Annotated in this window: 23 protein-coding genes; 17 read left to right on the plus strand and 6 right to left on the minus strand. The window is 46.7% G+C overall.

Annotated elements, in window-relative coordinates; all coding sequences use genetic code 11:
- Window positions 1-11: 11 nt before the first annotated feature.
- A complete protein-coding gene (locus DMI82_RS01495) occupies window positions 12-311 on the minus strand; it encodes a BMC domain-containing protein (RefSeq protein WP_015524766.1) in 300 nt (99 codons plus the stop codon).
- Window positions 312-564: 253 nt separating this feature from the next.
- Between DMI82_RS01495 and DMI82_RS01500 the strand changes: the two genes are divergently transcribed.
- From DMI82_RS01500 to yedF, 5 genes are all read left to right on the plus strand, one after another.
- Complete coding sequence (locus DMI82_RS01500; RefSeq protein ID WP_110102207.1) at window positions 565-1926, plus strand: MATE family efflux transporter; 1362 nt, start codon at window positions 565-567, stop codon at window positions 1924-1926.
- 130 nt (window positions 1927-2056) lie between these two features.
- Window positions 2057-3304, plus strand: a complete 1248-nt coding sequence (locus DMI82_RS01505; RefSeq protein WP_110102209.1) for a DUF1015 domain-containing protein — start codon at window positions 2057-2059, stop codon at window positions 3302-3304.
- A gap of 124 nt (window positions 3305-3428) precedes the next feature.
- A complete protein-coding gene (locus DMI82_RS01510) occupies window positions 3429-4073 on the plus strand; it encodes a GTP pyrophosphokinase (RefSeq protein WP_110102211.1) in 645 nt (214 codons plus the stop codon).
- Between the two features lie 2 nt (window positions 4074-4075).
- Complete coding sequence (locus DMI82_RS01515) at window positions 4076-4267, plus strand: hypothetical protein (protein ID WP_015524771.1); 192 nt, start codon at window positions 4076-4078, stop codon at window positions 4265-4267.
- Between the two features lie 101 nt (window positions 4268-4368).
- Entirely contained in the window at window positions 4369-4980 is a 612-nt protein-coding gene (yedF, locus tag DMI82_RS01520) for a sulfurtransferase-like selenium metabolism protein YedF (RefSeq protein ID WP_015524772.1), read from the plus strand.
- Window positions 4981-5386: 406 nt separating this feature from the next.
- On the opposite strand, the gene DMI82_RS01525 is transcribed toward yedF, so the two are convergent.
- The 3 genes from DMI82_RS01525 to DMI82_RS01535 form a co-directional block, all read right to left on the minus strand.
- Complete coding sequence (locus DMI82_RS01525) at window positions 5387-6550, minus strand: RNA-guided endonuclease InsQ/TnpB family protein (RefSeq protein WP_110102212.1); 1164 nt, start codon at window positions 6548-6550, stop codon at window positions 5387-5389.
- Window positions 6480-7136 (minus strand): IS607 family transposase, encoded by a 657-nt coding sequence (locus tag DMI82_RS01530; RefSeq protein WP_173741318.1) that lies wholly within the window; start codon window positions 7134-7136, stop codon window positions 6480-6482. The genes DMI82_RS01525 and DMI82_RS01530 overlap by 71 nt, the downstream gene beginning before the upstream one ends.
- Window positions 7137-7204: 68 nt before the next feature.
- Window positions 7205-8419 (minus strand): dicarboxylate/amino acid:cation symporter, encoded by a 1215-nt coding sequence (locus tag DMI82_RS01535; RefSeq protein ID WP_022426826.1) that lies wholly within the window; start codon window positions 8417-8419, stop codon window positions 7205-7207.
- An 80-nt stretch (window positions 8420-8499) separates the two neighbouring features.
- Here DMI82_RS01535 and DMI82_RS01540 point away from each other — a divergent pair, with 80 nt between their 5' ends.
- From DMI82_RS01540 to DMI82_RS01550, 3 genes are all read left to right on the plus strand, one after another.
- The gene (locus tag DMI82_RS01540) at window positions 8500-9645 is read left to right on the plus strand and encodes an aminotransferase class V-fold PLP-dependent enzyme (RefSeq protein ID WP_110102214.1); all 1146 of its coding nucleotides are present in this window, start codon (window positions 8500-8502) and stop codon (window positions 9643-9645) included.
- A gap of 32 nt (window positions 9646-9677) precedes the next feature.
- Window positions 9678-10682: an XdhC family protein gene (locus DMI82_RS01545; RefSeq protein ID WP_110102216.1), complete on the plus strand. Its 1005-nt coding sequence runs from the start codon at window positions 9678-9680 to the stop codon at window positions 10680-10682.
- 91 nt (window positions 10683-10773) lie between these two features.
- Complete coding sequence (locus DMI82_RS01550; protein ID WP_110102218.1) at window positions 10774-11313, plus strand: SH3 domain-containing protein; 540 nt, start codon at window positions 10774-10776, stop codon at window positions 11311-11313.
- A 191-nt stretch (window positions 11314-11504) separates the two neighbouring features.
- Here DMI82_RS01550 and DMI82_RS01555 read toward each other — a convergent pair whose 3' ends face one another.
- Window positions 11505-11984 carry an S-ribosylhomocysteine lyase gene (locus DMI82_RS01555; RefSeq protein WP_110102220.1) on the minus strand — a complete coding sequence of 160 codons (480 nt, stop codon included), beginning with the start codon at window positions 11982-11984 and terminating at the stop codon, window positions 11505-11507.
- A gap of 239 nt (window positions 11985-12223) precedes the next feature.
- On the opposite strand from DMI82_RS01555, the gene DMI82_RS01560 reads away from it, so the two are divergent.
- The 4 genes from DMI82_RS01560 to DMI82_RS01575 all read left to right on the plus strand — a co-directional run bounded on the left by DMI82_RS01560 (window position 12224) and on the right by DMI82_RS01575 (window position 15908).
- Window positions 12224-13111 carry a peptidylprolyl isomerase gene (locus DMI82_RS01560; protein ID WP_110102221.1) on the plus strand — a complete coding sequence of 296 codons (888 nt, stop codon included), beginning with the start codon at window positions 12224-12226 and terminating at the stop codon, window positions 13109-13111.
- 14 nt (window positions 13112-13125) lie between these two features.
- Window positions 13126-14331 carry a bifunctional phosphopantothenoylcysteine decarboxylase/phosphopantothenate--cysteine ligase CoaBC gene (gene coaBC, locus DMI82_RS01565; RefSeq protein WP_015524779.1) on the plus strand — a complete coding sequence of 402 codons (1206 nt, stop codon included), beginning with the start codon at window positions 13126-13128 and terminating at the stop codon, window positions 14329-14331.
- Window positions 14332-14485: 154 nt separating this feature from the next.
- Window positions 14486-15124, plus strand: a complete 639-nt coding sequence (locus DMI82_RS01570; RefSeq protein WP_015524780.1) for an ECF transporter S component — start codon at window positions 14486-14488, stop codon at window positions 15122-15124.
- A gap of 19 nt (window positions 15125-15143) precedes the next feature.
- Window positions 15144-15908 (plus strand): type III pantothenate kinase, encoded by a 765-nt coding sequence (locus DMI82_RS01575; RefSeq protein ID WP_021651710.1) that lies wholly within the window; start codon window positions 15144-15146, stop codon window positions 15906-15908.
- A gap of 56 nt (window positions 15909-15964) precedes the next feature.
- Here DMI82_RS01575 and DMI82_RS01580 read toward each other — a convergent pair whose 3' ends face one another.
- The gene (locus DMI82_RS01580) at window positions 15965-16861 is read right to left on the minus strand and encodes an RluA family pseudouridine synthase (RefSeq protein ID WP_110102223.1); all 897 of its coding nucleotides are present in this window, start codon (window positions 16859-16861) and stop codon (window positions 15965-15967) included.
- 562 nt (window positions 16862-17423) lie between these two features.
- Between DMI82_RS01580 and DMI82_RS01585 the strand changes: the two genes are divergently transcribed.
- The 5 genes from DMI82_RS01585 to cps2T all read left to right on the plus strand — a co-directional run bounded on the left by DMI82_RS01585 (window position 17424) and on the right by cps2T (window position 24817).
- Window positions 17424-18605, plus strand: coding sequence for a zinc ribbon domain-containing protein (locus tag DMI82_RS01585; protein WP_110102224.1), 1182 nt, complete (start codon window positions 17424-17426; stop codon window positions 18603-18605).
- Window positions 18606-19608: 1003 nt separating this feature from the next.
- The gene (locus tag DMI82_RS01590) at window positions 19609-21282 is read left to right on the plus strand and encodes a phospho-sugar mutase (RefSeq protein ID WP_015524785.1); all 1674 of its coding nucleotides are present in this window, start codon (window positions 19609-19611) and stop codon (window positions 21280-21282) included.
- Between the two features lie 18 nt (window positions 21283-21300).
- Window positions 21301-22614 carry a sugar phosphate nucleotidyltransferase gene (locus DMI82_RS01595; protein WP_015524786.1) on the plus strand — a complete coding sequence of 438 codons (1314 nt, stop codon included), beginning with the start codon at window positions 21301-21303 and terminating at the stop codon, window positions 22612-22614.
- 3 nt (window positions 22615-22617) lie between these two features.
- The gene (locus DMI82_RS01600; RefSeq protein WP_110102226.1) at window positions 22618-23574 is read left to right on the plus strand and encodes a type I phosphomannose isomerase catalytic subunit; all 957 of its coding nucleotides are present in this window, start codon (window positions 22618-22620) and stop codon (window positions 23572-23574) included.
- A 19-nt stretch (window positions 23575-23593) separates the two neighbouring features.
- On the plus strand, window positions 23594-24817 hold the full coding sequence (gene cps2T, locus DMI82_RS01605) for a beta 1-4 rhamnosyltransferase Cps2T (protein WP_110102228.1): 1224 nt from the start codon (window positions 23594-23596) through the stop codon (window positions 24815-24817).
- The last annotated feature ends 17 nt before the right edge of the window (window positions 24818-24834 follow it).

Consider the following 24834-nt stretch of genomic DNA (forward strand, 5'->3'; position numbering starts at 1 on the left):
CGTCGCCCCCTTTATTTATTGATCGTCATCTTCAGTGCGATCTCAGTATCCTCAGAAGGAGAAGCGATCACAGTATGAGAAACAACCTTACCAAGAGGTTTGGCTGCCTCCAGCGCAACCTCCATAGCTGCATTAACGTCAGAAACAGAACCACGCATCTTGACACAGGCGCCACTCTTCAGACGGTTACGTTCAACACTCTGGATCCTGACATTGGCTGCTTTGGAAGCAGCATCAAGAGCGACAAAACAGGCAACCAGGTTATCCAGCTCAAAAACACCTACAGCCATGCCCTTATAATTATTATCCATAAAAATACCTCCATGCGGAATAGATTCCAGTAATGTGGTTTCTTGACCGGTTTTACGTGGAATCATTACCGTTTTTATGGATTTATTATAACTTTTTTAGACAAAAATAGCAAGAAATAAATACACAGATAACAAAGTATTACTGAGAACGGAGTGAACAGTAGTTCATGAAGAGAACAGCAACGCAAAGTTTACTTTGGACGCCGGATATAGTATATTAATTAAATAAGAAATAGCAGGAAGGTGTAAAGAAATGCAGATACATCAGACAGACTTTTCAACAGGAAATGTCTATCGTAACATTATGGAAGTGGCTGTGCCGATGATCATTGCACAGATCCTAAACCTCCTTTACAACATTGTAGACCGGATCTATATCGGAAGGATTCCTGAGATCGGAGCCACTGCACTGACAGGAGTGGGACTGTGTTTTCCTATTATCACCCTGATCACCGCATTTACCTATCTTTTTGGAAATGGAGGAGCACCGCTTTGCTCCATGGAACGGGGAAGAGGAAACCGGGAAGAAGCAGAAATGCTCATGGGAAACACCTTTGTGATGCTGATCGGCACAGGAGTGATCCTGACAGCCATTGGCCTTATCTTTTACAGACCGATCCTCTATGCCTTTGGCGCCAGTGATGTAACCTTTTCCTATGCGGCAGACTACATAAGGATCTATCTTCTGGGAACCCTGTTTGTGATGATCACTCTGGGAATGAACCCGTTTATCAACAGCCAGGGCTTTGGAAACACAGGAATGCTCACGATACTGATCGGTGCTGTACTGAACATTCTTCTGGATCCCCTGTTTATCTTTGGGATGCACATGGGAGTCCGGGGAGCGGCTTTGGCGACTATCATTTCCCAGTTCTGTTCCGCCATCTGGGTTTTACGCTTCCTTACAGGAAAAAAGGCGATCCTGAACCTGAAAAAAAGCGCCATGAGGATCTCCTGGAAAAGAGTGGGCAGTATCGTAAGCCTGGGTATGTCCGGTTTTTTTATGGCATTTACAAACAGTCTTGTGCAGGTGGTATGCAATGCCACACTCCAGACCTGGGGTGGTGATATCTACGTTGGTGTCATGACAGTTTTAAATTCTGTCCGTGACGTTTTCACCATGCCGGTCCATGGGCTTACTACAGGTGCTTCTCCGGTCATGAGCTTCAATTATGGAGAAAAAGCATACGACAGAGTCAAAAAAGCAATTAAATTTATTACAGCTGTCTGTGTGATCTATACCCTGGTAGGCTGGGGAATCCTGAAGCTGCTTCCGGAATTTTTTATCCGGATCTTTAACAGCGATCCCGGGCTTCTGGAAAAGGGAGTTCCCGCCCTTCATATTTACTTTTTCGGCTTCTGCTTTATGGCATTGCAGTTTACCGGGCAAAGCGTGTTCGTAGCACTTGGAAAGGCAAAAAAGGCCACCTTTTTTTCTCTGCTCCGAAAGGTAGTAATCGTAGTACCGCTGACGCTCCTGCTGCCTCATGTGAATGGCCTGGGAACAGACGGCGTGTTCTGGGCGGAACCGGTTTCCAACCTTGTAGGCGGCTGTGCATGCTTTTTCACCATGCTGGCGACGGTACTGCCGGAGCTGAACAAACGTAAGGCATAAGACGGGCCGGATAAAGGTTTGCGGGAAATTTTGATATGTGTTAGAATGGACAGGATGATTTTTCTGCAAACTAAGCAGAAATCTTAAGAAGGGCCGGCGTATAGCCGGACAGGAATGAGAGGAAAATATAATGGCTTTATTTCAGGCATTTCGGGCAGTAAGACCTGCTTCGGAAAAAGCAGAAAAGGTGGCTGCACTTCCCTATGACGTAGTCAGCAGAGAGGAAGCGAGAAAGATCGGGGAAAAAAATCCGGAATCTTTTCTCCATATAGACCGTGCGGAGATGGATTTGGATCCGGAAACCGATCTTTATGATCCGAAGGTTTATCAGAAGGCAAGGGAAAATCTGGATCGTTTCCAGAAAGAAGGGATCCTGATCCAGGATGAGAAACCGAACTATTATCTGTATGAACTGATCCGTAAGGGAAGATCCCAGACCGGGATCGTAGGTGTCAGCTCCATTGATGATTACATGAATGGTGTGATCAAAAAGCATGAGCTTACAAGAGAGGATAAGGAGCAGGACCGCATCCGTCATGTGGATGTCTGTGATGCCAACACAGGCCCTATTTTTCTGGCGTGCAGATATCCGGCAGAGCTTCTTACTCTTATGGAAGAATGGAAAAATGCACATGCTCCTGTGTATGATTTTACTTCCGATGATGAGATCACACATCGTGTATGGGTCGTAGATGAGGAAGAAAAGATCCGGACTATACATAGTCTTTTTGGCGGGATCTCCTCTATCTATATTGCAGATGGCCACCACAGAGCAGCCTCCGCAGTAAAGGTGGGACAGAAGAGAAGAGCGGAGCATCCGGATTACACCGGAAAAGAAGAATTTAACTTTTTCCTGTCGGTGGTATTTCCGTATGACCAGCTGACCATCCTTCCGTATCACAGGATCGTAAAGGATATCAAGGGTATGGAACCCAAAGCCTTTATTGGAAGCATGAAGTTTAATTTTGAGCTGATGGCAATGCCGGGATTTCCATGTAAACCGGTGGAGAAACACTGCTTCGGGCTGTATGTAGACGGAGAATGGTTCCATCTGAAGGCATATCCGGATATCTATGCGGGTAAAGACAGCGTAGGTCAGCTGGATGTATCTATTCTTCAGGATAAGGTCCTGGGTCCGGTTCTGGGGATCAGTGACCCGCGTACCGATGAGAGGATCCGCTTTATGGGAGGAAACCACCGGCTGAAGGATCTGGCAGCAGCTGCAGATGAGACAGGAGGAGCTGCCTTTGCCATGTATCCTACATCCATGGAGGAGCTGATGACGATCGCAGACGAGGGTAAGCTTATGCCGCCAAAGAGCACCTGGTTTGAACCGAAGCTCCGCAGTGGCCTTTTTATCCATAAGCTTTCAGACTGATGCCAGAGGCTTTATAGATTTTTAATAAAATGGTCAGGAAAATCTTAGGAAATCACTACAGATTGCTCACATTTGTCCGGTAAGATACAAGTATATGCTGAGCAAACGCGAAAGAGGGGTTTTCATGACAAACGAACAGTATTACGATTGTATCCAGCCATATCAGAACGCATGTCAGATCATGCGCGCCAAGCTTGAGGTGCTCAACGGAAGCCTGTATCAGAAGTCTTCCGTATCTCCGATCCACAATATCCAGGAACGGATTAAATCCAAGAAGAGCATCGAAAAGAAGCTGGAGAAGCTGGGACATTCGGACAGTGTGCAGAACGCCAAGGATCATCTCCGGGATATCGCCGGGATCCGTGTGATCTGCTACTTTATTGATGATATATACAATCTTGTAAATGCGCTGAAGCGGCAGAGTGAGCTGATCTTTATCAGGGAAAAGGATTACATACAGAATCCCAAGCCTAACGGATACCGCAGCTTTCACGTGATCATTGCAGTTCCGGTGTATTATCTGGATACCATGGAGTATTTTCCGGTGGAGATCCAGCTGAGGACGATGACCATGGATCTCTGGGCAAGCATGGAGCACCGTGTCTGTTACAAGAAGCTTCCGGAACATAGGGATGAGCTTGCGGAGGCCTTCTGTCAGTATGCAGATATCCTTGGAAAGATCGAGGAACAGTTTGAAGCCTACAATGAAACAGGAATGCTGGAGGAGATCACACCTGCCCAGATTACTGAGAATTCGACGGAGGGATAGGAATGGAGATCGAAGAGGAATTTATATCCGGTTTCTGCCGTACCATGAACGGGGGCGAAACCGTCTGCTGTGAGTATACACGGCAGGAGGACAGCAGCAGGAAGCTGACCTTTATGGACTGCGCGCATGAAAGATGTGTAAACACAGGCGCCTGTGAGATCTTCAAACAGGCCCATGAGCTGGAGCAGAAATAAAAGATCAAAGAAAAGAAAACAGTGAAAAAGCAATAATGATAAAACAGCAATAATAATAAAACAGCAATTATAAAAAATCACAGAATACAGGAGGAGTGCGTATGAAGCACACAGTAGATGCAATGGGGAAACAGTGTCCGATCCCGGTTGTGATGACCAAGAAGATCCTTGACAAGGCTGAGCAGGGAGACGAGATCTTGATCCTGGTAGACAATGAAACAGCAGTAAACAATTTGAGCAGACTTGCCGGAAGTACCGGATGCAGCTTCGTATCCAGAAAAACAGAAGGTGGTTACGAGATCAATATGACAGTAAAATCTGATCCTGCTGCAAGAAGCCAGGCAGAGCCTGAGATCGTCTGCACACCGGCTGTTCCGCAGGGAGATTATACCGTTGCCATCACTTCCGATAAGATGGGAGATGGAGATCCGGAGCTTGGCGGGATCCTGATCAAGGGATTTGTGTATGCACTGACACAGCTGGAGACACCGCCGTCAGTTATGCTGTTTTATAATGGCGGAGCCAGACTTACCGCACAGGATTCACCATGTATCGAAGACCTTAAGACCTTACAGGAGCAGGGAACAGAGATCCTGACCTGCGGAACTTGCGTGAACTTCTACGGACTGAAGGAACCGGCAGTGGGAACCGTAACAAATATGTATACCATAGCGGAAAAGCTCACAAAAGCAGGAAAAGTGATCCGTCCGTAAACAGAGAAACATATAGAAACAACAAAAGTATATAGAAACTTACAGAAGCAGACAGAAACAAATAGAAATATACAGAAATGCCGCAGAGCCATTTTGAAGCCTGCGGCATTTCTGACATCCAGTTGGTATCTGGTTGATATCCGGTTATGAGCAAGCAACGAAGCGGATCGGGAATATCCGCCTGACTTAGCTCCGAACTTACAATTCCACATCAAGCTGCTGCTGCCACTCAAAATGTGATTAAACATACTCACATCGAGATAATGCGGATTCTCACGAATACCGCTTACTGTTTCTTTGTGTATGCTTTTGAGTAACCGGAGTTATCTCTACTCACAGATCCTAAGTACACTCCACAGTCGTTAATTCCCGAAATAGCCTTCGGTACATACTTACGTTTGCGGGATCATGCAACTTCGTAAGTCTCTGCATCTCTCAGATTCCGTGCTGCATTGAGATCTCTGTCCTCAATATATCCACATGTGCATCTGTAGATCCTGTCTGAAAGTTTCAGATCTTTTTTAATACAGCTGCAGCAGTGGCAGATCCTGGAAGATGGATACCATCGGTCAACTACTCTCAGTTCGATTCCATATTCAGCACATTTTGTTTTCAATTTTGTCCGGAATTCATAGAATTTCTGGGACGCAACTGCTTTTGAGAGATGCCGGTTCTTCATCATCCCGGATATGTTCAGATCCTCAATCGTCATATGAGACGGCTTGGTTTTCACTATCTCAGATATTACCTTGTTGATATGATCTGTACGGATATTTTCTATCCGATGATGAAGTTTCTGTACTTTAAGCTTTTGTTTGCATATATTTGCTCTTTGAGTGGTCTCCCCTTTCTTTAAGTTCTCATATTTACGGGAAAGCTTTCGCTGTGCCCGTCTTAATTGTTTCTCAAGTTTTCTAATCCGTGCTGTTTTATTGATATTTCTGTATACAGTTCCATTTGATACAACTGCAAAGTCTTTCAGCCCCAGATCAATTCCAATCCCATCAGTGAAATTTCCATCTGCTTCCGGAGCAGGTATATCGACAAGTGCAGACACATAATATCTGCCTGCTTTCATGGAAACTGCCCCGCTTCGGATCACATATCCATCCTTAGAGGTCGGAATGTAACCTTTTTCTTTCAGCCTTATCCAGCCAAGTGTTGGGATCTTGATCCTGTGACGTTCACAGAGACAGTCTTTGGGATTATTCTTTACAAAATACATTTTTACATCAGATCTTCCTTTTTTCTTATATCTCGGGAAACTACTCTGATGATGAAAAAATCTTGAAAAAGCGGTACAGGCATTTTCGATTGCATTCTTTACCGATTTGGAACTGACTTCTCTGATCCAGAAATATTCCGGATGCCTTGGAAGGTATTCATTGTTCAGCCATACACTGAACGACTTGCCGCTCATAAATCTTTCACCGGCATCATAACGTTCTTTATTATGAAACAGGTAGAAATTATAAATATATCTGCATGTGCCGATTGTCTTATGTATTTTGATCTTCTGCTCTTCTGTAGGATCGATCTCTGTCTTGAAGCTCTTCAGCAATCTCCTCATCCTTTTCTATCTGTTTTTTATACTTACGAAGTCCATATAATCTACAGGAAAACACATGAAGGATGGAAATAATATCCTGTACAAGTTCTTCCTGTGGTGACAGTTCTTCATTGTTCACCACCAGTATCATTGTGTGGAATTTCATGCAGAATCTTTCAAACCAGTCGTATCCAAAACGGATAAATCTGTCTTTATGCGTGATCACTATGGTTTTGACCTTCTGCTCCATGACTTCGTCCAGTAATCCATTCCATTTCTTGCGGTTATAATTAAGTCCGCTTCCATAGTCTTCAATGCACTGGTCTACGATCATTCCTCTGGCATTACAGAACTGACGCAGAAATGCTGTCTGATCTTGAAGATCATCCCTTTGGTTTTTGGTAGATACTCTTGCATAAATAACAACTTTTCGTTTATCATGTTCTATATTTATACCTTTAAATTGAAGATACTGGTCATATGTGTAATAACGTCTGTCTGTTGGAGTTCGGTTTGCTTTTAAGATTCCCTCTCTGTCCCATCTCTGAAGCGTTTTTACAGAAACACCTAATAATTCCGCAAAATCTTTTGGTTTATAATTTGTGATATTTGATGTGTCCATAATATACCTCCATAAGTATATTTAAACACATTTAATATCTTTTTGCAATATATTTAGTTACTTATATCATCCTCCTCAATATGATGGCGCTTTGCATAGCCGGTAAGCATCAGTGTCAGTGCACCGTCGCCGGTCACGTTGCATGCGGTACCGAAGCTGTCCTGCAGTGCAAAGATGGTAAGCATCAGTGCAGTGCCGGAGCTGTCGAATTTCAGTATTCCGGTGATGATGCCAAGGGATGCCATGACGGTTCCTCCGGGAACACCGGGAGCTCCGATGGCAAAGATACCCAGAAGAAGGCAGAACAGAACCATGGTACCCGGCGTGGGAACGGAGCCGTACAGGATCTTCGAAATCGCCATACAGAAGAAAACCTCTGTCAGGACGGAGCCACAGAGATGGATGTTTGCAAACAGAGGGATCCCGAAGCTGACCAGATCCTTACGGAGTGGTTTTGCCTTGGAGGCACACTGCAGTGCAACGGCCAGTGTGGCTGCAGATGACATGGTCCCTACGGCAGTCAGATAGGCAGGACCATAATGGCGGACAACCTCCAGAGGATTTTCTCCGGAATAGATTCCTGCAAGGATGTAAAGAAGCGCCATCCAGATAAAATGTCCGGCCAGGACCAGTACGATGATCTTCAGAAAAACAGGCAGCTGTCTGGTAATGGTTCCCTCGTAGGCAAGGCCGCAGAAGGTAGTGCCGATAAATAACGGAAGAATGGGGATGATGATCCGAGCCACCAGAGAAAGAACGATTTTCTGAAATTCATCCAGGAGCCCAGTGATCAGCTTCGCCTTTGTCCAGGTGGCGGCAAGTCCCAGCATCATTGCAAAAACAAGAGCACTCATAACGGACATGATCTGCGGGATCTCCAGCTCAAAGATCACCTCCGGCAGCCGCTTCAGTCCTGCAGCATAGGAATGGATGGACAGATGTGGAATGATGAGAAAGCCAGAGGCTGTGGAAAAAAGCGCTGCGCCAACAGAGGAGCCGTAAGCGAGGACAACCGCAACACCCAGCATCAGCGAAGCATTTTTGCCAAGCCTGGTAATGGACGGAGCGATAAATCCCAGCACGATCAGCGGCACGCAGAAGGTAATGAGCTGGCCCAGAATGTACTTGATAGTAACTGTGATATTAAGAACTGCCATAGAGATTCCGTTGGTGCTGTACCGGTTCAGGATAAGCCCGGCTATGATCCCCAGGATCACAGCGACCAGCAGCTTAAATGGCAGACTGTTGAAAAAAGATGTTTTTTTCATTGGAAAACCTCCTCGGATAGTATAAAATAAAGCCAGAGTTTATTATAAAGGTATTTGATAAAAATCACAAGGAGGATGAAATGATTTATCTGGATAACGCGGCTACAAGCTTTCATAAGCCGGACTGTGTGCTACGTGCTGTGGTGGAAGCCATGCAGCATGCAGGAAACAGCGGAAGGGGCAGCAGCAGCGAAGCAATGGCAGCCTCAAGGCTTATTTTCAATACAAGATGCCAGATCGCGGAGATGTTTGACGTATGGGGACCGGAATGTGTGGCCTTTACATCCAATGACACGGAAGCGCTCAATATCGCCCTGCAGGGAACACTTCATCCAGAGGAGGGAACTATCCATGCGATCTGTACGGAGATGGATCACAACAGTGTGCTCCGTCCGCTGTACCGCCTGGAAAAAAAAGGCATGAAGCTTACGATCCTGCCGGCAGACCGCAAGGGACGGATCTCCCTTACGGAGCTTGAAGCAGCCATCCGTCCGGAGACGAAGGTGATCGTCTGTACCCACGCTTCCAATCTGACAGGAAATCTCAATGATATCCATGCCATCGGTGCGATCGCACAGAAGCACCAGAAGCTTTTTATTGTGGATGCTGCCCAGACAGCAGGAGTATTTCCGATTTCCATGAAAAAAGATCATATAGATATTCTTTGCTTTTCCGGACATAAGGGCCTTATGGGACCCCAGGGCACAGGCGCCATCTGCGTTCGGCCGGGGGTATCTGTGGAGCCTCTGAAGGTAGGCGGAAGCGGCGTCCTCACCTTTCAGAGAGAGCATCCGCAGGATATGCCGGAGACACTGGAGGCAGGCACCCTGAACAGCCACGGGATCGCAGGTCTTGGCGCAGCCATCAGCTGGATTACCGAAATTGGAACAGAACAGATCCGAAAAAGAGAGCAGCAGCTGATGTGGCGTTTTTATGACCAGGTAAAGGAAATTCCGGGAGTTACCCTGTACGGAGATTTTTCCAGGGAAGAACGCTCCCCTGTGGTGACTCTGAATATTGCAGAGATGGATTCGGCAGAGGTGGCCATGATCCTTGATGAAGAGTACGGGATCAGTGTAAGAGCCGGCGGCCACTGTGCACCGCTGATGCACAAAGCACTGGGAACCGAAAAAACAGGAGCTGTCCGCTTTAGCTTTTCTTATTTTAATACGGAAGAAGAGGTGGACACTGCTGCCGGGGCGGTAAAGGAGCTTGCCGCGGAATAAACAGCGAAAGACGGACAGAAAGGACACAGAGAATGTATCAGACAATATATGATGTGGTAGAAAAAAGAGGGCGTGTAAAAACAGGAATCCTCCTGAACGGAGAGGATGCCGGGCTGAAATATCTTTTGGAAGAAAGCAGCTTTTTTTATCCGAAGAGAGCAGAAAGAAATAAAGAAGCAGAAGAATTCCTGAAAGCTTCCGTGGAAGCAGCTGTGGAAACCGGCGTTGTGAAAAACGGAGACCGGGAGATATTTGTGGAAACCTACGAGAAGAATCCCAGGCTGATCATACTGGGTGGCGGCCATGTTTCTCTTCCGGTAGCAGAGATCGGCAGGATGCTGGGCTTTCATGTAACAGTCATGGATGATCGGGAGGAATTTGTGACGGATGAAAGATTTCCCATGGCAGATGAGAGGATCTTTGGAGAGTTTGATACCCTGTCCGACAGGATCCCTCCCTATGAAAATGCCTACTATGTAGTGGTGACACGAGGCCATCTGGGAGATTCCGCCTGTGCAAGAGCGATCCTTAAGAGACCCTTTGCATATTTCGGAATGATCGGAAGCAGGACAAAGGTGCGGATCACCAGGGAAAAGCTCCTGAAAGAGGGCTTTACGGAGGAACAGCTGGATCAGATCCATGCCCCCATCGGACTTCCCATCGGAGGACAGATGCCGGCGGAGATCGCCGTGAGCATCATGGCAGAGATCGTGCAGGAAAAGAACCGGCATTTCCGCACCTACTGTGATGAGGAGGTGGAGGCAGCAGTACGCCGCAGGACACCGGGAACCATGGTTACGATCATCGAGAAGAAGGGCTCCTCACCAAGAGGAACCGGGAGCAAGATGTTCGTATTCCGGGACGGAAGCACGGCAGGAAGCATCGGCGGCGGGAAAGTGGAGTTTGAAGCCGGAAAACACGCAGTAAATATCCGAAATACGGAAACAAAGGTTTACGAGCTGGGACAGGGGGCAGGAGATCTGGGGATGATCTGCGGCGGAACTGTCCGGGTGCTTTTTGAGCCGGTAAATATGTGAAAGAACCGGCCAGGACTTGCATAATATTGCAGAATCGTGTATATTGGACGCAGAGAATTTTTTACCGGCGTATAAGGAGGAATCAGATAAAATGAAGAAAAAATGTATTATGGCTTTGATAATAGGCGCGGCTTTCCTTGCACAGGGCTGTGGATATGAGGAAGGAACCGATGCAGTGGTAACAGTAGTAGATTCCACACCGACGCCGGAGCCCACAGAGAAGCCGAAGGCAACTGCAACACCTACACCGGAGGCAGCAGCAGATTCCACAGCAGACGGAGCAGCAGCGGCAGATTCCACCACAGCCGGGGCAGCAGATCCCTCAGCACAGACAGCAGCTACGGAGCAGACCCCAAGCGGCATCAACGTACAGGCTCAGGATGCCACCTACTATGCAGTGGAGGGTGTGAATTTACGTTCTGACGCCAATGCAGAGGCAGAGTTTGTGGCAGGTGTCCTTTCCGGAGAATCCCTGAAGTGTACCGGTGTCTGTGACAATGGATGGATCCGTGTGGATTATAATGGACAGACCTGCTACGCATCCGGTGACTATGTCAGCACAACACCGCCGGTAGGAGCAGTGGCGGCAGATACTACCGCAGAAGATACTACCGCAGAAGCAGCACAGTAGAGCACAGACTACAGGCTTTGACCAGATCAGGGAAATCCTGATCCTGCTTCAATTGCAGATATCTCCTTGATATAATAAAAAACAGGCAGCTGTATCCGATGAAATACATCGATACAGGCAGCCTGTTTTTTTGTTTCGGCATATAGTCCGTTCAGAACACAAGGATCATACCAGCGGATCGTACCCGCAGATCATTCTGGATAAACAAGACGGTCCGGTTTGATATCGTAGAGAACCTCGTTCAGGAATTTCTTTGCCAGATATTTTGCCATGCCAAGGTTCATATCCAGATAATTTCCGCAGTCCTTGGGAGAAGCTCCCGGGATCTCACCCTCAAAATCGCGGATAAATTCAAACATCTCGATCATCAGCGGAACGATATCTCTGGATTCATAATCCCCGTTAAGAAGAAGATAATTTCCGGTACGGCAGCCCATAGGACCCCAGTAAATGACCTTCGGGCCAAACTCCTTATGGTTCCGCAGGAAGGTAGCTGCCAGATGCTCCATGGTGTGAAGCTCGGCTGTGTTCATAACAGGCTCCTCATTGGGAGAAGTCATACGGATATCGAAGGTAGTGATCACCTGATCTCCAACCGGATCCTTACGTGAAACGTATACGCCAGGCTGAAGCTTGATATGGTCAATGGTAAAACTTGTGATCTTTTCCATGTTGATTCCTCACTTTCTTATATGTACGGAGTCCATAATAAGCTCCATACATGATTTTAGCAGAGAACCGGAAGAGATACAAGGCAAAACAAAGGGAATCCTGCACCTGGTTCCGTGCAAAGTTGACTTTATGAAAAGATGATGTTAAACTGAGAAAAGCTTACAGGGGAAGAGTGAAAAGCTCACCTGAAAATGCCGGAACAGGCGTTTTCGGGATCTGATAAGGAGGACTTATAAATATGAAACGTAAGGTTTTAGCCGTATTATTTGCGACAGCTCTTACCGCAGGAATGCTTTCCGGATGCGGAAGCACAGACAGTACTTCTGACAAAGCAGACCAGAAGGAAGAATCTCTGGAGGAAGAAACCTCAGAAGGACAGACAGGCGTAGATGAAGAGACAGCAGCCAATGCAGTATCCGAGGAGGAGGCTGAGGCGGCAGGCTTTTCAGACCATGAAGAAAGCGCCGATGATCAGGAGGCTTCCGGTGATGCAGAGGACACTTCACATGAAACCGAAGCTTCTGCAGACAGTACAGAGGATACAGACAGCGCAGACGGAGAATTTTCCGATGGTTCCGAGGATGCACAAATGGCAGGAACAACTGTGATCGATACCAGCCAGCAGCTGATAGGAACCCATCATGCTGCCATCACCGTAAAGGATTATGGCGAGATCGATGTAGAGTTGGATGCAGACACCGCACCCATCACAGTCACAAATTTTGTAAAGCTGGTACAGGACAACTTTTATGACGGTCTGACCTTCCACCGGATCATTGACGGATTTATGATCCAGGGCGGAGATCCAAACGGAGACGGAACCGGCGGAGCAGAGGATACCATCAAGGGCGAATTTTCCAGCAATGGAGTGAAGAACGATATTTCTCATGTAAGAGGAACCATTTCCATGGCCCGCAGCACAGATCCGGACAGCGCAAGCTCTCAGTTCTTTATCGTACAGTCCGATTCCACACATCTGGACGGCGACTATGCTGCATTCGGACACGTGACCTCTGGGATGGACATTGTAGATCAGATCTGCAAGGATGCCAAGCCGACAGACGGCAACGGAACCATTGCAAAGGATCAGCAGCCGGTGATCGAGAGTATCCGTATGGTTGACTGACAGGAGGGAGAAGGATGCTGAAAGGGAAAACAGTGCTTCTTGGCATCACAGGAAGTATTGCTGCATACAAGATCGCATATCTGGCAAGTGCATTACATAAGCTTCATGCAGATGTCCATGTACTGATGACAGAGAATGCAACGAACTTTATCAATCCGATTACATTTGAAACACTGACCGGGAATAAATGCCTGGTGGATACCTTTGACCGGAACTTTCAGTTTCAGGTAGAGCACGTATCCATTGCCAAGAAGGCAGATGTTGTGATGATCGCACCGGCCAGTGCAAACGTGATCGGAAAGCTGGCCAACGGCCTTGCGGACGATATGCTCACCACTACGGTAATGGCCTGCAGGTGTCAGAAGATCCTTGCACCGGCCATGAATACCGCCATGTATGAGAATCCTGTGGTACAGGACAATATCCGGAAGCTGCAAACCTACGGATATGAGGTGATCACACCGGCCAGTGGCTACCTGGCATGTGGGGACACCGGAGCCGGAAAAATGCCGGAGCCGGAAACCCTTCTGGAATATATCCTGAAGGAAGCCGCCTTCCAGAAAGACCTTGCCGGCAAAAAGCTCCTGGTAACGGCAGGACCTACCCAGGAGGCCATCGACCCGGTCCGCTGTCTCACCAACCATTCATCCGGAAAGATGGGATACGCCATTGCAAAAATGGCCATGCTCAGAGGAGCGGAGGTTACGCTGGTAAGCGGACCTACTGCCATTGAGCCGCCCCTTTTTGTGAAGGTCGTACCTGTGACATCTGCCAGAGATATGTTCGAGGCAGTCACCGGTTTAAGTGATGAACAGGATATCATCATCAAGGCTGCCGCAGTGGCAGACTACCGTCCGAAGCAGGTCAGCGAAGACAAGGTTAAGAAAAAAGACGATCAGGCTTCCATAGAGCTCGAGAGGACAGACGACATTCTGAAATATCTGGGCCAGCACAAAAAGCAGGGCCAGTTCCTCTGCGGATTTTCCATGGAGACCAGAGACATGCTCCGTAATTCCAGAGCCAAGCTAGAGAAGAAAAACCTGGATATGGTGGCAGCCAACAACCTGAAGGTAGAAGGCGCCGGATTCCAGGGAGATACCAATGTCCTGACTCTTATCACACAGAACGAAGAAGTGTCACTCCCGCTTATGAGCAAGGAGGATGCAGCGTTAAAGATCCTGGATAAGATCCTTCTGCTTACCACAAAGGCAGAAGCATAGCTACAGAGCCGGTCAGAGAGCCGGTTTTAACAACGAAAAGCGGAACAAAAAGATCACCGCTTTCCATCACCGTATTGTATCCGCAGAAAACGCCGGGAAATGCTGTATTTCCGGAAATATTCACAGAGCGGAACGGTAACAAGGAGGAGAAGAAATGAAAAACAACAGATTTACAACAGCGCAGCTTACATTACTGGGCCTGATGGCAGCAATCCTTCTGCTGATGGCCTACACACCACTGGGATATCTGAACATCGGGCCACTGGCCATTTCCTTTAATGTGATCCCGGTAGCCATCAGTGCAGTCGTCCTTGGACCCGTAGGAGGAGCCGTGGCAGGTGCGATCTTCGGCCTGACCAGCTTTCTCCAGTGCATAGGAGTAGGCGGCTCCAGTGCAATGGGAGTTGTGCTTTTCGGTATCAATCCGGTATTTGCCTTTATCCAGCGCTTCATCCCACGTCTTCTGGACGGTATCTGCCTCGGATATATTTTTAAAGGCATGCGAAAGGTCAGCAATACCTATGTGGCATGTGCAGTAACCGGATTCTTTTCCGCATTCCTGAATACACTGTTCTTCATGACAGCACTTGTAGGACTGTTCGGAAATACCGATTATGTAAAAAATCTGATGGGCGGTCATAACATCATCATCGGCTGCTGTCTCATGGTAGGGATCAACGCAGTATGCGAAATGATTTCCTCCACAGTGATCACAGGAGCAGTGGGAGCTGCACTTTCCAAGGCACATCTGATCCCATCCGCACAGATCAGCCGTGAGAAGACAAAAGCATAAAGACAGGGAAAATAAAATTATGATATTAGCAATTGATATTGGAAATACCAACATAGTCGTGGGCTGCATCGATGATCAAAAAACATACTTCATCGAGAGACTTGCTACCGTAAGAACAAAAACAGAACTGGAATATGCCGTAGACCTGAAAACCTTACTGGAAATCTACCACATCAAAAAGGCAGACATAGAAGGCTGTATCATTTCATCTGTAGTCCCGCAGATCACCAACATTGCCAAGCTGGCAGCAGAAAAGATCCTTAAAAAAGAAGTCATGGTCCTGGGACCAGGAGTAAAAACAGGTCTGAACATCATGATGGACAACCCCGGACAGCTGGGCGCGGATCTTGTGGCAGACGCTGTGGCAGGATTAAATGAATATCCGGTTCCGTTTATTGTGATCGATATGGGAACCGCCACTACAGTTTCTGTTGTCAACAGCAAAAAGCAATACATTGGCGGAATGATCCTTCCTGGCATCGGGATATCCCTGGATGCACTGACAGCCAGAGCATCCCAGCTCAGCGGGATCAGCATCGATGCCCCGAAGCATGTGATCGGGCGCAATACCATCGAATGTATGAAAAGCGGCGTGCTCTACAGCAACGCAGCAGCTATCGACGGGATCATTGACCGGGTGGAAGAAGAGCTTGGTGAGAAAACAACCGTGATCGCAACAGGCGGTCTTGCAAAAAAGATCATTTCTCATTGTAAGAAAGAAATCATTCTGGATGAGGACCTTCTGCTCAAAGGACTCCTTGTGATCTACAAAAAAAATAAATAAAAACAAAAAAATCAGCTGCCGGTGCAGGAAACACGTACCGGACAGCTGATTTTTTTTTACTGTAGAAATGCTCTGCGGAAATCCTCAGGCACAGGCGCCAGGAAACACATAGGCTCCCCGGTGATCGGGTGGGCAAATTCCAGCTGGAAGGAATGCAGGGCCTGGCGTCCGATCCGGTCAAAAACCGGATGATACAGAAAATCCCCAGGCAGTGGACAGCCGATATACTTCATATGCACCCGGATCTGATGGGTCCTCCCTGTATCCAGATGCAGCTCCACAAGAGCATATCCGTTGCTGACAGCAAGACGCTCATAATGAGTTACAGCAGTCTCCCCACGCTCAAAATTAACCTCCCTTGTGATCACAGAAGCATCCATTCTCGCAACAGGAGCGGAGATCGTCCCCCTTTCCGGAGGGATCCCGTCAGTAAGTGCAAGATAGGTACGCCGGATCTGGCGCTGCTTCATCTGGGCAGAGAGAAGAGCCCCGCTCAGAGGGTTCTTGGCCAGCACCAGCACCCCGGTGGTATCCCTGTCCAGCCGGTTGATGCAGCGGTAGACAAAAGCCTCCCCCTGCTGCTGATAATACCAGGCAACACCGTTGGCAAGAGTATTCTCATAGTTCCCGGCAGAAGGATGCACAGGCATATCAGCAGGCTTGTTCAGCACAAGGATATCCTCATCCTCATACAGGATATCCAGATGCAGCGGCACCGGAATAATGGAAGGCTCCGCTCCGTCCCCGGCCTCCTCCGGAACAAGAATCCGGAGAACATCCCCCTTCCTCAGGACCGTTCTGCCAAAAGCCGGCTGCCCGTTCAGCAGGATCGCCTGCTCCGCCCGCTTCATAGTAGTCAATATATGTTTGGAAAACCCCTTCTTCCGAAGAAATCCAAGAACATTTTCCCCGGACTCCCCGGTTGAGATTGTATAGGTAATAATTCTCTCCATAGAAAAAAATCCTTTTCTGAAATTTAGCAGGCCAAAAGCCAGATCAGGCGGCCTGCGGGTATAGTATAGCATTTGGGGAGGGAAATGTCGATTAGACATAAAAAAAGAGCTGGTACAAGAGAAAACATACTTGGACAGCTCGTGGATTATGGGAATTGTGTCGCTTATTATCTTCATTAGTCACAGACCAAAAAAGATATATTTTACAGCCATATGTAAGGATACCATTGATATTTTCCTTTGTCAAGGCGTGCCAAAGACATGAAGCATGCTAATAATGTCGTTTTTTAAGCATCATATGCAGTCGTTTTCTATCAAAAAGTGAATAAACAGTCTGATAATCATCGAAATCTAACATTAGTGGTCACTAAAAGTGGTCACTTTTTTCTTGCGCAAATCCGCGTAAAATCAATACTTTTCAGGCATTTTCCTCTTTTCTTTCCAATTATTAGTGGTCAAAATCGTGGTCAACTGTGCCGAAAAAAACAGCATTTAACAGTGTTTCAAGCTCTTTTTCGCTAATGAAGATATTAAGCGATACCTGACAGCAGAAAGAGATGCCATGAAAACAGGATACAGTATCAAAACATGGAAAATGCGGCTCTTTTGTCCGGAAAAGCAGATGATCGAAACAACCGAAGCCTTGTATCGGGAAGCCGTAGCCTTTTACTATGAGCTCCTGAAAGAAAGCGAAGAGCTCTGGGCCGAAAATCTGCTGACTATCCAGGGACATCTGGAAAAACTCACTGTTCCCGGAAGAGACGGAAGAGAACCAAAGTACATCCCGCCAGGCGGAAAGCTCCCCGTTTACTTTCGGAGATCTGCCATGAACAAAGCTGCAATGGCAGTAAAGACCGCAGCAAGTGCAGAAAGCTTCCCCGAAAAGATCGATGCCAATATCACCTTTTTCAAGGGAATGTACAGAGACCTGACAGACACCTCCGTAGTGCTGAAGCTCTGGAACGGAAAGAAATGGATCTGGGTACCCTGCGGACTTACAGGACGTCCCTTCCCAAAGGAAGCGGCGATCCTTTCACCAACACTGGTCCATGAGGAAAAATGGCTCATGTTCCATGTACCTGTCAAGCAGGAGAACTCCGATGCCCGGACAGCAAAGGAACGAATGCAGGAAGGCGCTAGAGTATGCAGCGTCCGCTTTACCAATACGGACAGCTTTGCAGTATGCACAGTTCTGGATGAAGAATCCAGGCAGCTGGCTGTAAAAAACTGCAGAGGTGGAAATGCATACCAACATCATTGTAAAGCTTTGCTGAAAAAAGTAGAAGCATCCAGGGCATTTACCGATAAAGACAACGTCAGTCAGCCAAACAGGAAATATTACATGCATCTCAAGCACTTGAATGAACATTATGCACATCAGGTCAGTAAGGAGATCATGGATTTCTGTAAAGAAAATCACACCGGGATACTGGTACTGCCGGAGTATGATGAAGATTTTTCTAGGATATCCATGTACAGAAGCGGCAATTATTCGCCCCTTCACTTAAGTATCCGCATCCGGAATTATCTGAAATACAAAGCCTGGGCAGAAGGAATCCTGGTACTAGAGCTGCGCGCCGACGGAACAGAAAAGCAATGTTCCATCTGCGGAGCCACCGGAAAAAAACAGGGCAGCGTATTTATCTGCCAGAACGGCCATCAGGTCAACCGCTTCCTGAACGGTGCCCGAAACCTGGGCCGCAAATGCCAGGAAAGCTTCCGGAAAAACAACAAACCAAGTTAATAAGCGGCAGAAATGCCTCTTATATATAAATGCTGAGTGATCAGCAAGAGAGGAAGCGCCAGTGACGCTTCCCTTCCGGTTGAATACCGCCAGGCGGCCCAACGCAGGCGTCGCCGAAGAACTGTGCCCTTTGTGGTGCGGGGTGTATTCGAAGTTATAAGAATGTGAAATTGCTGAAATCGGGTTTGGGCTGGGTTCGGTATATAGAGGATAAAAAATGTTTACTCAACAAACTACATTGACGTAGCATAGTCAAAAAGAACCTGTTTTGCACACTTTATGGGAGACTAAAACTAGCTATATTTCACAGACACATGAACCGAAAATACCAATAACTTATACAAAAAGCTGAACTTTTGACCCTTACAACACAAAATTGGCATATCTTTTTCAGAAGGTATGAGGAAAAGGCGAAAAACAGGAGAAAACAACAAAAATCCATGAGTTTATCATTAACATCTGAAACTGCTGTTGAGTACACTATCTGATCCGCTAATGACACCTACATCATTACGGTTTATTGAGTCATGAAAATTAGAGAAAAACAGATGATTTCTACTTCATAAAATCGTTGTTGAGTAGAGCACGGATGGTGATGATAAATACATGTTTTGAGTGGTTGGAGTGAATGATTTGTTCATGATGAACAACGGGTTGTGGGAATTAGACTGAATAATATATACAGTTTTAACAAAACTCATGCACCGACAGGGTTCGATTCAATAATCCAACACTTAGGAAAAACGTCATTGCGAGGTATACGGGGTTCGACTGTATAAAACAGCACTTCGGTTATAGAGGAATAGAGATGAGTGTACTCTACGGATGTTTTATGAAGTAGAAAACAGGGGAAATATGATTGCTGGGGTAATTGGATACGACAGTATAAGGGAACACTTAGCCACGTGAGCGGCACGAGGAAAAAATACTATCTGCGAATAGCTGATGTGTACATAGAAAATTAGAGGATACGCCCGATGAGGGCCGGAGGAGTAAATGAATTATGGATATTAAAAAGGAATACGAACGCTGGCTGGCAAATGCCACCGCCGATGCCGATGTAGTAGCAGAACTGAAAACGCTGGATGATGCCAAAATCGAGGACGCATTCTATCGTGACCTTGCCTTTGGCACCGGCGGTCTGCGCGGTGTTATTGGCGCAGGCACCAACCGTATGAACATTTATACAGTGGCAAAGGCTTCTCAGGGTCTGGCGGACTATTTGAAAAAGAACTTTGAAACTCCGTCCGTGGCCATCGGTTATGACAGCCGTATCAAGAGCGATGTGTTTGCAAAGGTTGCCGCCGGGGTGTTTGCCGCGAATGGCGTCAAGGTGAATATTTGGCCTGTTTTGATGCCTGTTCCTACCGTGTCCTTTGCGACCCGCTATCTGCACACCTCTGCCGGTGTCATGGTGACCGCTTCCCACAATCCCAGCAAGTATAACGGCTATAAGGTCTACGGCGCAGATGGTTGCCAGATCACCACCGAGGCTGCTGCGGAAATCCTTGCCGAGATTGAGAAGTTGGACATCTTTGCAGATGTTAAGACTAGTGATTTTGACGCAGGCGTGGCAAACGGTAGTATCCAATACATCCCGGATGAGGTCTACACCGCATTCGTGGAGCAAGTTAAGAGCCAATCTGTCCTGTTTGGCGAAGAGGTAAACAAGAACGTGGCTATAGTGTACAGCCCGCTGAACGGCACCGGTCTGAAGCCCGTGACCCGCACCCTGAAGGAGATGGGCTATACCAACATCACGGTGGTCAAGGAACAGGAGCAGCCGGATGGAAACTTCCCGACCTGTCCGTATCCCAACCCGGAAATCAAAGAGGCTATGGCACTGGGCATGGAGTATGCCAAGAAGTGCAATGCCGACCTGCTACTAGCCACCGATCCCGACTGTGACCGTGTGGGCATTGCCGTCAAGAACAAGGTAGGAGAGTATGAGCTGCTGACCGGAAACCAGACCGGTATGCTACTTTTGGACTACATTTGTAGCCAGCGTGTGAAGCATGGCAAGATGCCTTCTGACCCCATTATGGTTAAGACCATTGTCACGATGGATATGGGCGAACAGATCGCTACCCATTACGGCTTGCGCACTATCAACGTGTTGACCGGCTTCAAGTTCATCGGGGAGCAGATCGGGAAACTGGAACAGCAGGGCAAGGCAGACAGCTATGTGTTCGGCTTTGAGGAAAGCTATGGCTACCTGACCGGCTCCTACGTCCGCGACAAGGACGGCGTGGACGGTGCCTACATGATTTGCGAAATGTTTAGCTACTATGCCACTCAGGGCATCAGCTTGTTGGACAAACTGGATGAACTGTACAAGACCTATGGCTATTGCCTGAACACCCTGCACAGCTATGAGTTCGACGGCAGCGCCGGTTTTGCCAAGATGCAGAGCATCATGCAGGCATTCCGGAGCGATATCAAGGAGTTTGGCGGCAAGAAAGTTGTTAAGCTGCTGGACTACGCTCCGGGTCTGGATGGTCTGCCCAAGTCCGATGTACTGAAGTTCCTGCTGGAAGATAACTGCTCCATTGTGGTGCGCCCCTCTGGCACTGAGCCAAAGCTCAAAACCTATATCTCTGTCAGTGCCGAAAACAAGGAAGTTGCCGAGAAGGTGGAAGCAGAGATTTGCAAGAGCGCGGAAGAGTTCTTGAAGTAAAGATAGAGGAGAAAAAATATGAATATTATTTTACTTTCTGGTGGTTCTGGTAAGCGTCTTTGGCCCCTTTCCAACGATGTACGTAGCAAGCAGTTCATCAAACTGTTCAAGAATAATGATGAGTATGAATCTATGGTTCAGCGAGTTTACCGTCAGATCACTACGGTAGAAGCTAATGCAAAGATTACTATTGCAACGAGTAAATCACAGGCAAGTGCTATTAAGAATCAGTTGGGTGAGAAAGCATCTATTTGTGTAGAGCCTTGCCGTCGCGATACGTTCCCTGCCATCGCACTGGCTGCAGCATACCTGCACGATGAGTTGGGCGTTGCTGAGAATGAAGCTGTTGTTGTTTGCCCGGTTGACCCTTATGTAGATAATACCTATTACGAAGCTGTTAAGACTCTGCAGGAGCTGGCAGAGCAGGGTGGCTCAAATCTGACTCTGATGGGTATTGAGCCGACCTATCCCAGCGAGAAGTACGGTTACATTATTCCGGAAAGCGGCGAAAATGTCAGCAAGGTTAAGGAATTCAAGGAAAAGCCAGATGTTGAAACAGCAAAGAAGTACCTTGCGCAGAGTGCGCTTTGGAATGCGGGTATCTTTGCATTCAAACTGGGTTATTTGTTGGATAAGGCTCACAGCATGATTGAGTTTGAGGATTATCGTGACCTATTCAATAAATACGACACGCTGACAAAAATCAGTTTTGACTATGCAGTGGTCGAAAAAGAATCTAGCATTCAGGTCCTGCGTTACAGCGGCGATTGGAAAGATGTTGGTACTTGGAACATGATGGCGGAGGTCATGGCTGATAAAACCAAGGGCAAGGCTATTCTTGATGAAACCTGCGAAAACACCAATGTGATCAATGAACTGAATATTCCAATCCTTTGCATGGGATGCAAAGACATGATTATTGCTGCAAGCGGCGATGGCATTCTGATTTCGGATAAGGAACGCAGCGGTTATATGAAACCTTATGTTGAGAAGATTGAAACAGAGGCAATGTATGCCGAGAAATCCTGGGGGACTTACACTGTAATTGATGTCCAGCCTGGTTCTATGACTGTTAAGGTTTCCATGAGAGCAGGTGAGCACATGAGCTACCACAGCCATGATTATAGAGAAGAAGTATGGACTGTTGTAAGCGGCAGCGGTAAGGCTGTTGTTGATGGAATGGAACAGAAACTCCGTGTGGGCGATGTTATCACCATTGCAGCAGGCTGCAAGCATACAGTAATTGCTGAGACTGATCTGGATATTGTTGAGGTTCAGATTGGTGAAACACTTAGCGTGGAAGACAAAGAAAAGTACGATTTTGAGGTTTAAAAAGTGCAAATATTAAAGTTAATGCCCGCAGGGAAAGATTATCTCTGGGGTGGAACAAGACTTAGAAAAGAATATAGAAAGAAGATTGATCTTATCCCGCTGGCAGAGACTTGGGAATGTTCAGTACATCCAGATGGATTAAGCATCGTAGAGAACGGTAAATATCGCGGACAGACATTGAAAGATGTTATTGATAAACATCCGGAGTTTTTGGGAACAAAGAATCAAGAGATGCCTGTCCTCATCAAATTTATCGATGCGATGAAAGATTTGTCCGTTCAGGTGCATCCGTATGATGATTATGCCAGAAAATATGAAGGCGATAACGGTAAATCCGAGATGTGGTATGTCATTGATGCTGAGCCAGGCGCAGAGCTGATCTTTGGTTTTGAGCATCCGGTGACAAAGGAAATCTTGAAGGAAGCAGTAGCAAACGGGACACTAGATAAGCATTTGCATAAGATAAAGATTCAAAAGGGCGATGTAATTTACGTACCGGCAGGTACAGTCCACGGGATAGGCGCAGGTGCACTTATTGCTGAAATTCAAGAAAGTTCTAATGTGACATACCGCGTGTATGACTACAACAGAACGGATAAAAACGGCAATAAACGAGAACTTCACTTCGATAAGGCAGTTGAAGTAATGAACATGGATACAGTGAAGGAATCTGGTGAAAAGCGATTGGTTCACTATTATCCGGGAAGTTCAAGAGAAATCATTTGTAGAAGTCAATATTTTGAGACCGAGAAGATTGAAGTAAACAAAGCTTGCTCATTCTCGGTAATGGATGAATCATTCCAGGTTCTTCTTTGTATCAGTGGAGAAGGACAGGTTGGATATTTTAATGATGAAAACAAGCCAGTCCGCTTTAAGAAAGGTGACTGTCTATTTATACCAGCAGGTACAGGAAGATGTACATTGCTAGGGGATGCTGAAGTATTAAAAGTTAGATGTTAAATGAAGGGGAACTTAGAAGATGGCAGAAAAACAGCATGTATTCCTCGTTGGCGCAAAAAGCCTTGGAGCTTACGGAGGATACGAGACATTTATAGACAAGCTGACTGAGTATCATCAGGATAATAAAAATATTCAATATCATGTGGCAGTCAAAGCCAATGGTCAGGGTCATATGGACGAAACAAAGGTGGATGCCAAGATCATCTCTGGTTCTCGTTTTATTTATCACAATGCGGATTGCTTCAAAATTCATGTGCCTGAGAAGCTTGGTCCAGCTCAGGCTATTTATTATGACTGCAAAGCTCTGGACAAGTGTGTAGAGATTATTAAAGAAGAAGGGATTAAACATCCCATCGTCTACATTATGGCGTGCCGTATTGGACCGTTTATGAAGAAGTATTATAAGGCAATACATAGATTGGATGGAAAGGTTTATCTCAATCCAGATGGACATGAGTGGATGCGTGCTAAGTGGTCTGATCCGGTCAGAAAGTACTGGAAAGTATCTGAGCAGATGATGGTCAAGTATTCGGATCTGGCTGTGTGCGACAGCGTGAATATTGAGAAGTATATCCACGAACAGTATGACGGTAAGGGTATCAGAGGAAGAAATCCGAAGACCACATTTATTGCTTATGGGGCTGAGACCAGAAAGAGTCTCCTTGCTGACGATGATAAGAAGTTGTTGTCGTGGTATGAGCAGAAGGGACTGAAGCCTAAGGCATATTACCTAGTGGTTGGTCGTTTCGTTCCAGAGAACAATTACGAGACTATGATTCGTGAATTCATGAAGAGCAAGACAAAGAAGGACTTCGCAATCATCACAAACGTGAATGATAAGTTCTTAGCAGAGCTTGAGGAAAAGTTGGGATATAAAAAAGATCCAAGAATCAAGTTCGTTGGAACTGTTTATAACAAAGAGCGTCTCATGAAGATTCGTGAGAATGCGTATGGATATTTCCATGGCCACGAGGTTGGTGGAACGAATCCTTCTTTATTAGAGGCGCTTGGCAGTACAGATTTAAATCTACTTCTTGATGTTGGTTTTAACCGAGAGGTTGCAGAGGATAGTGCTTTGTACTGGTCGAAAAAGGACGGAGACCTGGCAAGACTCATTGAGAAAGCTGACGAAATGAAAAGTGACGAGATTGCTAATTTGGGTTCGAAGAGTACGCAGCGAATAGAGGAAGCTTATAGCTGGCCTTATATCTGCGGGAAATACGAGAAAGTTTGGTCTATATGATATTTTTGAAAGGAAAT

This window comes from Blautia sp. BCRC 81119 (assembly GCF_003184505.1).
GTDB classification, from domain to species: domain Bacteria; phylum Bacillota; class Clostridia; order Lachnospirales; family Lachnospiraceae; genus Blautia_A; species Blautia_A fusiformis.